The sequence below is a fragment of the Rhizobium sp. CBN3 genome, from assembly GCF_030518245.1.
Taxonomy (GTDB): Bacteria; Pseudomonadota; Alphaproteobacteria; order Rhizobiales; family Rhizobiaceae; genus Rhizobium; species Rhizobium aethiopicum_A.
On sequence record NZ_JAULSE010000034.1, the window covers coordinates 20,834 to 35,558 of the forward strand.

The 14,725-nt window shown below is 59.0% G+C and carries 11 protein-coding genes and 3 pseudogenes; 3 read left to right on the top strand and 11 right to left on the bottom strand.

Annotated elements, in window-relative coordinates; all coding sequences use genetic code 11:
* Nucleotides 1-5 precede the first annotated feature (5 nt).
* The 10 genes and pseudogenes from QWJ46_RS28590 to QWJ46_RS28635 all read right to left on the bottom strand — a co-directional run bounded on the left by QWJ46_RS28590 (nucleotide 6) and on the right by QWJ46_RS28635 (nucleotide 11,162).
* Nucleotides 6-566: a hypothetical protein gene (locus tag QWJ46_RS28590; protein WP_302755651.1), complete on the bottom strand. Its 561-nt coding sequence runs from the start codon at nucleotides 564-566 to the stop codon at nucleotides 6-8.
* A gap of 3 nt (nucleotides 567-569) precedes the next feature.
* Complete coding sequence (locus tag QWJ46_RS28595) at nucleotides 570-2,927, bottom strand: SpoIIE family protein phosphatase (RefSeq protein ID WP_302755652.1); 2,358 nt, start codon at nucleotides 2,925-2,927, stop codon at nucleotides 570-572.
* Nucleotides 2,927-4,099 (bottom strand): class I SAM-dependent methyltransferase, encoded by a 1,173-nt coding sequence (locus QWJ46_RS28600; RefSeq protein ID WP_302755654.1) that lies wholly within the window; start codon nucleotides 4,097-4,099, stop codon nucleotides 2,927-2,929. Before QWJ46_RS28600 ends, QWJ46_RS28595 begins: the two co-directional genes overlap by 1 nt.
* Nucleotides 4,096-4,602, bottom strand: coding sequence for a hypothetical protein (locus QWJ46_RS28605; protein ID WP_302755656.1), 507 nt, complete (start codon nucleotides 4,600-4,602; stop codon nucleotides 4,096-4,098). Before QWJ46_RS28605 ends, QWJ46_RS28600 begins: the two co-directional genes overlap by 4 nt.
* 68 nt (nucleotides 4,603-4,670) lie before the next feature.
* Nucleotides 4,671-6,317, bottom strand: coding sequence for a bifunctional diguanylate cyclase/phosphodiesterase (locus QWJ46_RS28610; protein WP_302755657.1), 1,647 nt, complete (start codon nucleotides 6,315-6,317; stop codon nucleotides 4,671-4,673).
* A 198-nt stretch (nucleotides 6,318-6,515) separates the two neighbouring features.
* Nucleotides 6,516-7,348 (bottom strand): annotated as a pseudogene (locus tag QWJ46_RS28615) (sugar phosphate isomerase/epimerase family protein).
* Nucleotides 7,345-8,551 (bottom strand): annotated as a pseudogene (locus QWJ46_RS28620) (NAD(P)/FAD-dependent oxidoreductase). The pseudogenes QWJ46_RS28615 and QWJ46_RS28620 overlap by 4 nt, the downstream one beginning before the upstream one ends.
* Before the next feature lie 100 nt (nucleotides 8,552-8,651).
* Nucleotides 8,652-8,963 (bottom strand): MocE family 2Fe-2S type ferredoxin, encoded by a 312-nt coding sequence (locus QWJ46_RS28625; protein WP_302755659.1) that lies wholly within the window; start codon nucleotides 8,961-8,963, stop codon nucleotides 8,652-8,654.
* A complete protein-coding gene (locus QWJ46_RS28630) occupies nucleotides 8,960-9,994 on the bottom strand; it encodes a sterol desaturase family protein (RefSeq protein ID WP_302755660.1) in 1,035 nt (344 codons plus the stop codon). Before QWJ46_RS28630 ends, QWJ46_RS28625 begins: the two co-directional genes overlap by 4 nt.
* A 167-nt stretch (nucleotides 9,995-10,161) precedes the next feature.
* Nucleotides 10,162-11,162, bottom strand: a pseudogene (locus tag QWJ46_RS28635) (LacI family DNA-binding transcriptional regulator).
* A gap of 269 nt (nucleotides 11,163-11,431) precedes the next feature.
* Between QWJ46_RS28635 and QWJ46_RS28640 the strand changes: the two are divergent.
* A complete protein-coding gene (locus QWJ46_RS28640) occupies nucleotides 11,432-12,124 on the top strand; it encodes a type 1 glutamine amidotransferase domain-containing protein (RefSeq protein ID WP_302755661.1) in 693 nt (230 codons plus the stop codon).
* Between the two features lie 143 nt (nucleotides 12,125-12,267).
* Nucleotides 12,268-12,711: an SRPBCC family protein gene (locus QWJ46_RS28645; protein WP_302755664.1), complete on the top strand. Its 444-nt coding sequence runs from the start codon at nucleotides 12,268-12,270 to the stop codon at nucleotides 12,709-12,711.
* A gap of 144 nt (nucleotides 12,712-12,855) precedes the next feature.
* On the opposite strand, the gene QWJ46_RS28650 is transcribed toward QWJ46_RS28645, so the two are convergent.
* Entirely contained in the window at nucleotides 12,856-13,179 is a 324-nt protein-coding gene (locus QWJ46_RS28650; protein ID WP_302755665.1) for a hypothetical protein, read from the bottom strand.
* A 457-nt stretch (nucleotides 13,180-13,636) separates the two neighbouring features.
* On the opposite strand from QWJ46_RS28650, the gene QWJ46_RS28655 reads away from it, so the two are divergent.
* Nucleotides 13,637-14,725, top strand: a 1,089-nt coding sequence (locus QWJ46_RS28655; protein WP_302755668.1) for a VCBS domain-containing protein, incomplete at its 3' end; no start/stop codon positions are given.

The window sequence follows — 14,725 nt, forward strand, 5'->3', positions numbered from 1 at the left end:
TTCGCTCACAGATTGGAGGAGGGGGGCATCGCCACAGCTGCAGTCGTCGTCAGTATGATATGCTCGTCCTTATTCTCTTGGAATGTCCATGCCATTCTCGCATCGTAATCGCTCAAAAGGGTGAGCAGGCCCAAACCGGAACCGCTTTCCGATGATATCGCGTTGATTTCGATTTGCTCAAGAAGAAGTAGTCCGGGTTCCTTCGATTGAAGGCGGTGCAGGAGCTGCTGTAAGCGAGACGCTGTCCCGCTATCGAGGGCATTCTTCACCCTGAGCAGAAAGCTTCCATCGATGATGCCGGCTTCAATGAGGATGTCGCCAGGCTGTCGGAATTTGACGGCATTTTCGATCAGCTCGTTGCTGAGGTATCCGATATCATGATGCGCCTGCAGGTAATCTTTGCGCGACCGGGAATAGGGCAGCGCCATGATCTCCGCTATGAAGTCCGAAGTCATTCCCGAATGCTTCCATCCAAGCTGAAGCGGCCCATCGCTCAATGTCAGGCGAGCGCCAGAATCCAGGCTGATGTCCGCTAGAGATTCGATGCCGTATATTTTGGGCGCCATGTCTCACCTATGCCGTACCGCGAGAAGCGTGATGTCGTCGTAGATTTTTTGCGATCCGATAAAGTGCATTAGTGTCGCGACAATTCCGGAAACGACCTTGTCGGCGCTCTGACCCTTCAAGCGAAGTGCTTCGCTGCAGAGACGTTCGATGCCAAACATTTCTCCCGCGTCGTTTGCTGCTTCTGTTACGCCGTCGGTGTGCAGGAGGATGAGGTCGCCTTTTTCGAACGTTATTTCACGAGTTTTGATGAATGCAGAAATATCCGCGTCCAAGCCGATCGGTATGCCGAGATCCATGGTATCGACGCGTTGAATTTCGCCGTTCGCCCGCACGATGACAACTTCCTCGTGCTGCCCGGACAAAATCATCTCTTTGCCGTCATAGTCGAGAAAGGCCAGGGTCAGGTGCTTGTCTATTCTCGTCCTCACTATGTTCTTGAACAAGGCGCTGTTTAGATCCGCCAGAAATTTGACGGCGTCGGTGTTTCCCGCCTCCTGAAGGGCGCGGGCGACGGACTGGACCATCAGCATCAACACGCCGCTTTCGAGTCCGTGGCCGGTGACGTCGCCGATGCCGATCTTCAACCGCTTTCCGTTCTTCAATACGTCGTAATAATCGCCGCCGACCTCTTCCGCGGGCCTCATATAGGCTGCGATCTCGATGTCCTGAAATTCCTCCAACTCTTGTTGCAACGGAAGAACCATGAGCTGGATTCTTTCAGCGACGGCCACCTCTGTCCCGAGACGACGATTTTCTCGCTGGAGCTGTGCGTTCAGCGCCGAAATCTCTTCCTTCTGATCTTCGATCTGGGCCGTTCGTTCTTCGACGATTTGCTCGAGATTTTCGGTGTGATAGCTGATCTGTTCAGCCATGCGATTGAATGCTTCACCAGCTGCGCCGACCTCATCCTTGCTTGTTATCGCCACTCTGACCGAATAGTCCTGCGCCTGAATGCGCTTAGCGGCCCCCGCAAGTGCGCTGATCCCGCTCGTTATGCGTTTCGAAGCCGCAAACACAGCGATCGTCACGATCAGCAGCGACATCAAGATCGCCAGGATCTGATAGATCACGATCCGGTTGGTTGCCTCGGAAATTTTCGCCTGGGCGGCATAGAGGGAGGCGTCGATTTCCCGTTCCGGCACCACTACTCCCAGCAACATCGCCTCTTGTCGAACCGGGCCGCTGGACCAGAGATTGGTCGCGGGCAGTTTCTTGACGATCACGATATAGGGGACCTCATTGCCGTCCCGCTGCAGCAGCAGATGTTGAATGCCCTGTTCCCGGTCGAGCGCCAGTTTCGCTATCGCAGGCTGGGCGCTTCCTTTCAAGGAACGCTCCAGCCCGGTCACCCCGGTTCCGCTTGCGCCGCTCGCAGAACGCAGGCCGAGCGTCTGCTCGCCTCTGCTGTTGATCGCGACCACGTTTCCGTCGGACATTGCCAGGAATCCAAAGCCGGATTGGGCCACCTTGACGTTTTCGACCGTTTGGGCGAGCTGGTCGAGCGTGATGTCGGCGCCGGCCGTTCCGGCCACGTCTTTTCTGTCGGCGGTCCAGAGTGGATGAAAGAAACTGACGATCAGCTTGCCGGTGATGGCATCCGTATAAGGAGCCGTCTGCGTGATGTCGTCTGCGACGGGTCGCGTCTTCGTGTCCCTGGCCCAGCCCTGCCAGGACTCATACAGGCCAGGAAAAAAGAAGTTCCAGAAATCAGCCTCGTTGTGCCCGGGATAAAGGCGGTCGAAGGTCTGAGCCTGATCGGTATAGGGCGCCGTCCTGAAGATCGGTCGTTCCCTCGGTCCGATGTAATACATCTGCAGCTTTGAAGCGCCGTGTTGCAGCAGGCTCGGCGCAACGAGATCGAGAACCGCGCTTGTCTCAATATCGCGCCTGATGTCGGGTTTCGGCTGATGGTCCTGTCCGAGCAAATAACCCCAGACGCTGACGACTGAAGCGGAGCCGGGCGCGTTTTGCGACCATTTCCCCTTCTCATCGTAAGACAGACTGACACTGTCCGGCGATGTGCGGGCGATTGCCGCGCCGACATCGGAATTGCGGGCGGGATTGTCGATCTGCGCCTGCAGCACGCCTGCCAAGGTGTCGACGTCGTTGTGAACCTGCCGCAGGAGCAGGTTCACCTGGGCTGCGGTCGAATCGGCATAGGTGCGGATATATTCCTGGCTAGCGGCTTCGAGGCCCTGGCCGACTTCGAGCGTTGCGTCACGCGACAGCCTTTGAACATTCCAAAGCGCCAGGCCGCCGCTGACCAATAAGTCGAAGAGAACGGCGCCACCGACGACCAAGATGAACTTTGCTCGAAACGAGCTCAATCCGACCGGTCTTTTCGATGATCCCCTATCCATTACAGCGGCTTTCGACCAGAGGCTGCCCAGATCGGCCAGCCTGCGTAACCTTTAGGGTGAAGGGCGGCAAAGACGTGATCCCTGAATCCTTGCCTGAATCTGCGAATGAAATCCGGCGTGTCGCCGCGGCGGACGGCCATCTCGCCTGCATAGACGTTTTCCCAGGCTTCGATGACATCTGCGAAATCCTGGGGGTCGCCGTCAAGGTTCGTCACCATGAAGCAGTCGACCTTGATGTCCTCGAAGCCGGCGTTGAGGAGGAGATGGCGGCTTTTCGGTCCCATCTCGACATCCATGTCGAAGTGCCTGAAAAGTTTCGCCACTTCCTCGTAGGTCCATCTTATCGAGTCGGCATGCGGCTCGCCCAAACAATGCGAATTCTTTTCATTCGTGATGTAGACACGGCCGCCGGGCTTGCAGATGCGATAAAGCTCCCGGAGCAGCATCTCGGGGCGGTCGAAAATCTGTAGCGAGTGCCGGCAGGTAACAAAATCGAATTGATTGTCTCGAAGCAGCATCTGAGAAGCATCGCCATAAGTGTACTCGATGCCTTCCAGGCCGAACTCGGCGGCGACCTTACGGGCATAGTCGAGACTGCGCACGGAGTGGTCCAGTGCGACAAGGCGCGTCGGGTTGAATTCCCGTTGAACCAGAGCTGCGAAATCACCGATGCCGCAACAGATATCGGCCATGATCAGGCCGAGGCGCAGGCCGTGGCGTGGCAAGAGTTCGCGTTCGTGCCTCCATGTCATTTTCGTCTGCGTGCGCAAAATGGGAATGAAGCTCTCGTCCTCGACAAAGCTTTGCCCGGGATAAAAGGCCGAATCATAGACTTCAACCGACAGGTTTGGTTGCGATGCCGTCAATGTCTCGAACAACGAGGCAGACCACGCCATCACGCTCGACGTGATAATCTTAATTTGCCGTTCCGGCCTGGTTCGGCAGCCTGCCGCCACGACATCGGAGAGGGCGGCGAAGGCCGTCATATTAATGTGCGTCAGGCGTTTGACATTGAGGTAAACGATGCCGCTGTATCTTTCCAAACTTTGCCGCATCAGTTCGAGGGCATCGGCAATCTCGGCGGTGCTTTCGGGCCGCATCTTGCCGGACAGCACGAGCTCTTGGTTTGTCGGATCAAACCGCACGGTGTAGGGCAGGGGAAGCAGGCTCATTGGAAATCCTCGGCGGAGGGGAAATCGGCAATGATTTCGATCCCGTCCTCGCCGTCTCTCTCGATGCGGACAGAGGCGCCTAATATCGTCGCCAGATTACTGAGCAAGGCCTCATCGGGCGTGGCAACCAGGTGACCGGAGCCGTTGTCGAGACCAGGCTCTATTTCGCTTGTTCCTACCTTGATGTGTTTGCGGCGGAATTCCTCATCGCACGGAAAGGCAATTCTCAGCCGGTTGAACGTCGCGTTGCGTGAGAGGCTGAAACGTATCTTTCCCCGTTCGTTTGTCGCGCGGAAGGCGAGCTCTATGAGCTCGTTTGCAGCGACCGAAAGAAAGTTGGAGTAGCGAGCCGGATCGCTGTGACTTTGGCCGAGGATATCGGAGAGATATTCAGTAATCTCATCACAAAACTGCCATTGAGATTTGAACATCGCAACGTTCATTTCCAGCGATACCATCGGCACAAATGCGTGGTCGTCGAAGCGGGATGCTTCCTCTTCCAATATGCCCTCCGTTCGCTTGTCAGGAGCGTTAGATCTGCATGCAATGTATAAGTACGACGTTTCGAGCACTATAGTCGGGCGTGGCTTTTGGATGCTTCCGCCCCTTTGATGAATTCGTCAATGGCCTCCACGGGAAGCGGCCTGCTCAGCAGATAGCCCTGAAGCCTGTCGCAGCCCACACGGTGCAGCCATTCCGCCTGACCCCGCGTTTCAACTCCCTCGGCTGTCACCTGCATGTCGAGGTCATGTGCAAGGTTCACGATGCAGCGGACAATTGCCTGGCTTTTCAGATCGGTTTCGAGATCGGTGATAAAGTATTTGTCGATCTTAATCGTGTCGAAAGGGAATGTCTTGAGATAGCTCAGGGACGAATATTCCGTGCCGAAGTCATCAAGCGAAATTCGTATGCCCAACACGTTAAGGGTGTTGAGCGTATCAATGTTGTTGACGGTCCGCTCGAGCAACACACTCTCGGTTATTTCGAGCTCCAGACGCTCGGGCGGCAGTCCGACCAGGTCCAGCGTCTGCGAAATCCGGTCGGTCAGGCCGCTTGTCAAGAATTCAGCCGCTGACAGGTTTACGGCGACGAGGTAGTTCTCCGGCCATTTCATCGCCTCGCGACATGCCTGCTCCAAAACCCAGGCGCCGATATCCGGCATCATCCCGTCCGCCTCGGCCATCGGAATGAATGCCGCCGGAGGGATTTTTCCAAGCAGGGGGTGGCGCCATCTCAGCAACGCCTCGAAGCCGACAATGCAGCCACCCTCGGCAATCGGCTGGTATTCTACATAGAATTGCTGTTGGTCGAGCGCCATACGCAGACTGCGACGCAGCAGTTCCCGTTGCTCCAGCAATTCTAGCATTGTTGGGTCATAGGCTTTCGCCCGACCACGCCCCTCTTTCTTGGCGGCGTAGAGTGCGAGGTCGGAAGCTTTCATCAGTTGTTCCGGACTCGTGCCGTCCGGCGGAGCGGTGGATATGCCGATGCTGGTGCCGACAAAGAGCGCGATGCCGTCTATCGTGAAGGGTTCTTTGAACGCGGCAACCAAGTCTTCCGCCAAGCGGTACGCTTTGGCGGGATGTCCTCCGCCCACGGAGATCACCGTGAATTCGTCGCCGGCCAATCGATAGGCCCTGTCACCGGTGGAGAGGCAGGCTTGGATACGCCTTGCAGCCGATTGAAGAAGCTTGTCGCCCGCGGCATGCCCGAGCGTGTCGTTGACAGGTTTGAAGTCGTCAAGGTCGAGTTGCATTAATGAAAGGGTGTCGCTCGAGCCTGCAATCTCCTGCAACAGCCCGCTCAGATCCTCGCTGAACTGGCGCCGGTTCGGCAGTCCAGTCAGCGGATCATGGGTCGCGAGATGCAAAAGGGTTGCGCGCTCGTCGTCAGCGTGTTCCTCGGACCGAACCACGGCAAACAGATCACCGATCCGATAGATCGTCAGGTCGTGTGATCCGCCGAGTGCGCCTGTTATTCGCAAAGGCTGGGCGCTGTCACCCAGTGAACGAAAAGCGAGCATGACTGCCGATTTGTCCAGTTCCGGAAAGTGCTCCCAAAAGGACGCGGCTGGTTTGACGGAAGCGGGCAGCGCATTGCCAAGCAAATTTTCGATCGGATTGAAATCGCGGTCAAAGAACAAAAGCCGGTCGATTAGGCCCGAAGTTATCGCCTCCGTTTTTTCGAGGGCCAAGCTGGCAGCAGGAATTTTCCCCATGTCGGAGGCTCTCCCCAATTGGATGTCATACCAGATATTATAGCAACTTAACTGCCGCACAACTTGTGCACGTCAAGAAATACATTAGGCATTTCTGATTAACAATCCCCAACGTCTGCCAATGCACGTGCGGCTGTGGATGCGAGCGCACTGGTCTGACGAACTGACTGCCGCCATCGAAAGTTCGTGCGCTGCGGCTCAGGCAATGGCAGCCCATAGTTCGCGCACCATTTGGCGCAAAGCCAGAGCTTCGGCCCATCTGTCCGTCGAGTCGTTGCCGTCTCTGCCGGTAATGGCATAGGGTTTAGGCCCCAATTCGCAGGTAAGACCAGCTCGGCGTCATCGGTTGCGTGTGATCGCCAATGGCGAAAGCCGTAATCCCACCACTGCAGGAAGAGATCGACCCAGGGCCGATGGTGCGGAAAGGTGATTTCGATCTGCACCTGCTCTCTTGAAGCGACGCGGCCGTGAAATGCATGAGCATTCTGCAGGATGCGCCTGACATGCGCGTGATTTTCCTCATCAATCGGAAAGGCGAATTCGCGACCGACTAGGAAATGCGACAGATCGGCCAACAACGGCAGATCGGGACGTCGATCGAGCAGATCGAGCGTAAAGAACAGGTCCGTCGTCATCCTGTCGCGATGGGTTTCGATGAATACCGGAATACCCGCATCCTCGGCGAGCCGCATCCAACCATCGAGAATCGGCAGGCAATCCTCGATCCGGCGGGGGCGAATATCGGGCTGCAGGTTGATATGGCTGACCGGAAAGGCCGTGGCAAGTTCCAGCGGCAGACGCAAATCCTCGATGCTGCGGGGAAAGCAGACCGCCTCGATTTTCAAGCCGGTTCCCCGGATGGCCTGGTTGAGGCGGATGACATCGCCGCGGTTTGTATAGTGCGCACTGATGCCGTCGAAGCCCGCCTTGCAGATCGCAGCGATATTGTCGTCGAGGCTCGGCTCGAACCCGTCCGTGTGCCGACGCTCCATGGCCCAGAGCGACTGGAAGATCAGGAGCTTCTGCATCATGCGGCCCGCGCGCTTTTCAGAAGGGTCTTGAGGTTCACGCCCGGATCGGCCAGTGCCGCAGGCTCCGGACTGATACAAGCAGCAATCAGCATTTCGGCAAGCTTGATATGCTTGGCCAGGCCGTTGCCGATGCCGAGACCGGCGGCGGCTACCAGTCGACCATCATCGAGATAGAATTCGAGCTCTCCCTCCGCTGCCGATCGCCGGACGATCTCATGCTCGGGCAGCGGCTGCCCCCCCCACCTGGAGGCCGAGATCGTATTGGTCGGACCAGAACCAGGGAATGGCGGCGAAAGTCTCGGCGGCGCCGGCCATGTTCCGTGCTGCGGTCTCGGCCTGCATTCTGGCATTGCGCCAGCTTTCATAGCGGATGTGTCCTCCGCAAGGTTGGGCCACCGCGGCGCAATCGCCTGCGGCAAATATATTCGGCGCGCTGGTGCGAAGACATGCGTCCGTCAGAATGCCGTTGCCGGTGGCCAGCCCCGATGCTTCCGCCAAGGTCATTTCAGGCACGACCCCGATGGCGCTGACGACGAGGTCAGCGGGCAGGATGGTGCCATCGCTCAAGACGACACCGTCGTTGCCGATTGCCGCAACACTCCGATCAAAGTGGAAGCGCACACCTTCGGCGGCATGTCGGGCATGCAGCTTGTCGGCAAAACGGGCAGGCACGGCGCGGCCCAATGGTTTCGGCGCGGCCTCGATCACATCGACTGCAACGTCCTTTGCGCGAAGGACCGATGCGAGTTCCATCCCGATCAGACCTGCGCCGATGATCGCGGCGCGTCGGCCGGGCGCGACATTGGAGAAGATCGCTTCGGCGTCGGCGTGGGTGCGAAAATCGAGCGCACGTTTCGCGCCCGCGCATGCAAGCCGCCTCGGCCGTGCGCCGGTGGTCAGAAGCAGTTTTTCGTAACCCAACAGCTGACCGTCGCTCAAGCTTACGGTCGCGGCGGCGGGATCCAGCTTTGAGGCCGAGCAGCCCTTGAGATAGGTGATGCCGGCCGCCTCGAGCGCTTCTTTCGGGCAGATCAGTTTCATCGGCACCGCGCCGTCGAGGGTTTTCGACAGAGGTGGCCGTTCATAGGGCAGATGAGGCTCGGCTCCGACCAGCGTGACGGCTCGGTAATAGCCCGTCTCGCGCAGGGCGAAGGCCGCCCGGGTTCCGGACTCGCCTGCACCGATAATGACGATACCGTCCATTGCATTCTCCAGTAGAAAGAGCAGCCGGCGCTCGGGAGGAGGAGACGCCGGCCGGGGGAGGATCAATTCTTCTTGGCGTATTCCGCCATGTCTTGGCCACTTAACCGAGGGCCACGCGCACCTCTCCGTCGACCACCTCCGCCGGATAGATCTTCAGGTTCTCGCAGGCCGGCAGCCTCAGCGCTTCACCGGTGCGGTAGTCGAAGGCGCCGGAATGCTTCGGACATTCCACCTCGAAATCCATGACCAGTCCCTCGGCGAGGTGAATCGCCTCGTGGGTGCAGAGCCCGGCGGTGCAGTAGACGCTGTCATCCGGGCCACGGTAGATTGCGTAGGTGCGTCCGCCATGGTCGAAGCGGATGGCGCCTTCCTGTTCGATGTCGTCAAGTTTGCCAGCTGAAACCCAGGTCATTCGGCGGCTCCTTCGGCTTCCAGGCGGGCTTTGCGGGCTGCGAGCCTTTCCTTGCGCCTGCGGTAGCGTTCCTGCATCTGCGCTTCGCCTTCGGGCGAGCCGTCGTGCCAGGTGCCGAACCACTTATCGAGCGGGATCAGGGCATCGCCGTAATTCACCTCAAAATATTTGTGGTGGAGGTAATGCGCATAGGCGTGGCTATCGACCAGCCGTTCCTTGCCGATCTCGACCTTGTCGAAGCCGACATGGCCGGGAATTGCCCCGAAGCCGGCATAGTGCAGCTGATAGAGCATGATGACCGGGTTGGAGGGCAGCATCAGGTGGTAAAACGCCGTTCCAAGATAGAGCAGATGCTCGACCGGATGCATCGACAGCGATGACCAGGGCGAAGGGTTGACGGAATTGTGGTGGACCGAATGCACCCACTTATAGAGAAAGGGCGTGTGGATGAGCCGGTGAATGCAGAAGAAGTGGAACTCGTGGATGACCGGAACGACGAGCGCGACGAGCGCCAGTGTCCACGGATTTTCGGCAAAGCCGAGCCACGGCGCATAGCCGTTGGCATAGGCCCAGAGCATGCCGACCTCGATGGCAGTCCAGATCACGACGCCCGAAAGGAAAGTGCGCAGCATGTTGTCGAGGTTCTGGCTTTGGAACCAGAAAGCGTTATTTTTCTGGTCCGCGGGAAACTTGCCATTGTACTTGAAGCGGTTTTCCTGGCGCTTCAGAACATAGAGATGCAGTTCGAAGGCGCCATAGAACAGGAATACGCAGATCGCGTTCACGGCGTACAGCCACGCGATCCAGCCGAGGCTCAGCGTCTGCATCGTGGCGACCGGCGGTATGATCCAGGCCCAATAGGCAAGCGCAGACACCGCAAAAAGCAGGTTCCAGGGAAGGAAATAGTGCGGCAGCCATTTCAGGATTGCCGTCAGTTGCGGGGGGAAGACGAAAAGCGGCGCGGTTTCGACCGGCTGGCTCGGCGCCCAATCGCCGCGCTTATTACGCTTGCCGAAGTTCAGATCATCCATTGGCATCTCCTCCGGGCGCCTGATGTCTCCGTGCCCGCACACATTTTGGTAAAGGAGAGCGCCCCGCGCGCCTTGATCCGATGCGGCTCCTTGCGCGCGGATCTTCTCCTGACGCCAAAGTAGCAGGGGGCGTTTCGAACGCCGAAGCCTTCTTTGATCTAATTAGATCAAAGTCCTTCCCTGGTGATAGTAATGAAGCGGATCGGCGTCCGGTCCGGCTCGATATCGGTCAAACCGATGCGGCGCAGGACGTGGTCGAGCGCCCGCCGCGCCTGCGCTTCCGGCGCCTGATCCAGCACGACATCCATGATGCCGTCCTTCAGGGCCGCGCGGGTATAATCCGTCAATTCATGTCCGACGAAGAACACGTTGCCGCCCCGTGGATGGCGGCGAAGCACTTCGATGAGGGCGGAATTGGCGCCGCCGGCGTTGTAGAGGCCGGCAAGGCCGGGATAGCTCTCCAGGGCCGACCATAAGAGATCGGCGCTGGCGCGCTCGTCATCGCCGCCGAATCCCAGCCATTCGAAATTGGAGGCGCCGGGATGGTCGCGAAAATAGTCGGAAAAACCGCGGATCCGATCGCGATGCACCTGATAGATGGGATGGCAGATCGCAACGACAGGGCCGGTCCGAAGGGCCATTCGGCTGATATAGAGCGCGGCCGTCCGGCCGGCGGCATTGTTGTCGATGCCGACGAACTCCCCGACGCGCTCGGAAGCGCGGGTGACGACGTGGACCACCGGCAGACCTTGTGAATTTACCTTTTCCACCGCGGCGCTGATCAAGGGGCTGCTCGGCACGGCAAGGATCAATCCGGCACGGGAAAGGTCAGTGGAGAGAATGCGGCGCGCGATCGCCTCCGGATTCATTTCGTCGGTGAAACTGCGGTGCACGACGACCAAAGGATCGAGGGTCGCCGCAATCCTTTCGAAGGCGTGGGAAAGGCGACGATAGAAGCTCGTTTCCGGACGAACCATCAGCACTTCTATCCGGAGCAGGCCGCGATGGGTGTCGGGAAGCTTGCGCGGGTAGTCCAAGTGACGCGCGGCGGATATGACCTTTTCGACCAGTTCCGGCCGAACGCCCCCGCGTCCGTTCAGGACCGCTCGACCGTGGCCGTTCCAACGCCGGCGTGGCGGGCGATATCCCGATAATTCGGCTTGCTCACTTTCCAGATCCTTCGGATGCTAATGCAGTGCGGCCGATCCTATGGGCAATTTGTCCTTCTTCCTACACCCGGCCCCCGAATCGCACAGGCACGCTTTCGCGTGGCCCGCTATCGGAGCGCCGGCAACGCCGGCCGATGGCGGAAGGCTTGTGTCGCGGGTGCAGCCGATCTATGCTTTCTCTCATTCAGCATGAGATTGCAGGCAGTCATTCACCGTTAAACCGGACGCGGAAGATTTTGTCCGCCGGCCGGGTCGAAGGAGCTGAGCAATGAAAATTCTCATGGTTCTCACATCGCATGATCAGCTGGGAAATACCGGCAAGAAAACCGGCTTTTGGCTTGAGGAGCTCGCCGCCCCTTACTTCGTCTTCCGTGACACCGGGGCCGAGGTCGTGCTCGCGTCGCCGAAAGGGGGCCAGCCTCCGCTCGATCCGAAGAGCAATGAGCCCGCATTTCAGACGGACGACACGAGGCGATTTGAAAAGGACCCGGCCGCGACGGCTGCGCTTGCCAACACGTTGCGGCTGTCCGACATCGATCAGGCCGATTATGACACTGTGTTCTTCCCCGGTGGCCATGGCCCGCTTTGGGACCTGACGAACGACCGCAATGCGCATGCGCTGATCGAGGAGATGCTTGCGGCGGGAAAGCCGCTGGCGCTCGTCTGTCACGCACCGGGAATCCTGACCAATGTCAAGGCGCCAGACGGCGGCCCGATCGCGAAGGGGCGCACGGTGACCGGCTTTACCAATTCCGAGGAGGCCGCCGTGCACCTCGTCGAGATCGTGCCCTATCTGCTCGAAGACGTGCTGAGGGAGCAGGGAGCGAAGTTTTCGGCGACCGAGGACTGGGCGGTGCATGTCGTCCAGGACGGGCTGCTGATCACCGGACAGAACCCGGCCTCGTCGAAGCAGGCCGCACGGCTGCTGCTCAATGCAGTTGGGGAGCAGGCGGCTGCATGACACGAATGGGGAAACGTATTTGCGGTGCGGTGCAGTTCGGACTCGAGTGATTTTTTCTTAAAGAAAATTTCCGCTCACTGTCGGGTCGGCGAATGCCTGTCCGTCCTTAGCTCGTTCATTCCGTCCACAAAAGGATCACCACTATGCCAAGCACCATACGACTGCACCGCGTTTTCGCCACCAGCCCGGAGAAGGTCTATCGCGCCTTCATCGAGGCCGATGCGCTCGCCAAATGGCTTCCGCCGAACGGCTTCCTCTGCACCGTGCATCACCTGGAGCCGGCCGTCGGCGGCACCTTCAGAATGTCCTTCCGCAACTTCACCACTGGCAATAGCCACGCCTTCGGCGGCGAATTTCGTGAGCTCGTCCCGGGCGAACGCGTTCGTTATACCGACAAGTTCGACGACCCGAACCTGTCGGGCGAGATGGAAGTCACCGTAACGCTGAAGAAAGTCTCGGTCGGCACCGAAGTGGACATCACTCAGGCCGGCGTGCCCGACCTCATTCCGCCCGAAGCCTGCTATCTCGGCTGGCAGGAATCGCTACGCAATCTGGCCCGGGTGGTCGAGCCTGACATCAACGAATGATGCAAATGCGCGAGACTTGACGAGCGGCGGCACGCGGCCGCTCGCCACCTCTCTGCCCGTCATTCCGCAAATATTACGTCGAACGGGGCGGAGAGGCGGAAGCTTGCAGGGGCTGGGGCGTGGTCGCCGCAGTCGGCCGACTTGCTAAGCGTAATCTGCGCTTTGCTTGATTGAGCCGATCGTCTGGCGCGCGGGAAGCAGCGAAGACAGCCAGAGGGAATAGGTCAGGGATATGCCCGTCGACCACAAGACCATTGGCAGTGTCATCACCTCGGAAATCAGCTTAGCCATGTCCTGCGGATCGAGCTCCCAGGAGAACAGCGCGGCCGCCGGCTCCGGCTGACCGGTCTCCGGGCTTGCTTTCTGCATCTCGTCGAGCACGGACGCGGTGACGGCTTGTTCGGCTGCTGACGGGTTCTGAACTGGAAGGGTCGCGGTTGTCGCATTATTTTCGGCTTCGCCGGACATTTGGAGCTCCTTGTTTGGCTTCGTTGTAGAAAGCCGATCCGAGGCTAGAAGTTTCATGACATGTCGATGAAATGATCGGCGTGGACTCAGCCGGTGCTGACCCTGAAGCTTGAGCCTGCGCTTCGCCAACGCCTCGCGCCGCCGTCGCACCCATTGCTTATTACAATCGAGGTCTACCACTTCAGCCTCGGCGACCGCCGTCGCGCGTGCCGCGCTGACAGAAGGCCTCTCGCAGTGAATTCGAGGAGAAATTAACCGTCGCAAGAAAATCACCTTTCATTTCACAGTATATATGTTAACACTTTATTAGGAGTGGGGAGTATTCCGGTTCTGATTTAAGAAAAATGGTGTTTGCCTCGACAATACCGAGGCGACGGCGCGTTCATGCGTGTCGTGTTATCCTAAATAGTCTTGAATCGATTCCCGGTTACTTGTTTTGTGTTATGGGGGTATTTAAATGGCTACGCAAAGCACCGGCGGTGGCAGCACGACTTCTTTCACCAATGCGCCACAGGCGAAGGATGACTCTTACATCTGGACGGAAGATCAGCTGCTCAGTCTTCAGCTCTACAATGCGGCCACCAAAACCATAACCCTTGACGTGATGTCGAATGATCTTGGCGGGAATGCCAAATCCCTCTTCTCGGTCGACGACGGAGATGGCAATCCAATTACAACTGACTATGAGCTTATTGCGAAAGACGTCGGAGCGAATGGGGCATCTGCCTGGGAGACGACCCTGCTCGGCAATTGGGTCAGGATCAACAATGGAAAGATCGAATACCGTCTGAGCGATGGAAGCGGCATCGCGGGCTCGGGCGCGGATATCAACACGCTGTCTGCCGGTGAAATCCTTAAAGATAGTTTCGTCTACGCGATACGACTCGGCAACGGCACGCTGAGCGAGGCAAATGTGACGATTTCGCTCACCGGCGCCAACGATGCGGCTGCGATCGTTGTCGATGCGACGGTCAGCGACGACCGGGCAACGGTCGAGGCGGGGGCGGCCGGCAGCGGCGATCCGAGCGCCTCCGGCAAGCTGACGGTCAGCGATGTCGACGACGGCGAGGCGGTGTTTGCCGCTCCGGCTTCGCTGAACGGCATCTATGGCAGCTTCAGCTTCAATGCCGCCACCGGCAGCTGGACCTATACGCTGGATAATACCCGGGCGGCGACGCAGGCGCTCAACCAGGGTGACGCGGTCAGCGACACGCTGAGCGTCAGCTCGCTCGATGGCACCGCCAGCCACAACATCGTCGTCGCCATCACCGGCGCCAACGATGCGGCTGCGATCGTCGTCGATGCGACGGTCAGCGACGACCGGGCGACGGTCGAGGCGGGGGCGGCCGGCAGCGGCGATCCGAGTGCCTCCGGCAAGCTGGCGGTCAGCGATGTCGACGACGGCGAGGCGGTGTTTGCCGCCCCGGCCTCGCTCAACGGCCTCTATGGCAGCTTCAGCTTCAATGCCGCCACCGGCAGCTGGACCTATACGCTCGACAACAGCCGGGCGGCGACGCAGGCGCTCAACCAGGGCGACGCCGTCAGC

Excerpts from the sequence above, each read along its gene's own strand:
- QWJ46_RS28625 (WP_302755659.1), bottom strand. The coding sequence starts at position 8,963 with ATGACCTGGGTTTCAGCTGGCAAACTTGACGACATCGAACAGGAAGGC.
- QWJ46_RS28640 (WP_302755661.1), top strand. The coding sequence starts at position 11,432 with ATGAAAATTCTCATGGTTCTCACATCGCATGATCAGCTGGGAAATACC.
- QWJ46_RS28630 (WP_302755660.1), bottom strand. The coding sequence starts at position 9,994 with ATGGATGATCTGAACTTCGGCAAGCGTAATAAGCGCGGCGATTGGGCG.
- QWJ46_RS28590 (WP_302755651.1), bottom strand. The coding sequence starts at position 566 with ATGGCGCCCAAAATATACGGCATCGAATCTCTAGCGGACATCAGCCTG.
- QWJ46_RS28610 (WP_302755657.1), bottom strand. The coding sequence starts at position 6,317 with ATGGGGAAAATTCCTGCTGCCAGCTTGGCCCTCGAAAAAACGGAGGCG.
- QWJ46_RS28600 (WP_302755654.1), bottom strand. The coding sequence starts at position 4,099 with ATGAGCCTGCTTCCCCTGCCCTACACCGTGCGGTTTGATCCGACAAAC.
- QWJ46_RS28650 (WP_302755665.1), bottom strand. The coding sequence starts at position 13,179 with ATGTCCGGCGAAGCCGAAAATAATGCGACAACCGCGACCCTTCCAGTT.
- QWJ46_RS28645 (WP_302755664.1), top strand. The coding sequence starts at position 12,268 with ATGCCAAGCACCATACGACTGCACCGCGTTTTCGCCACCAGCCCGGAG.
- QWJ46_RS28595 (WP_302755652.1), bottom strand. The coding sequence starts at position 2,927 with ATGGATAGGGGATCATCGAAAAGACCGGTCGGATTGAGCTCGTTTCGA.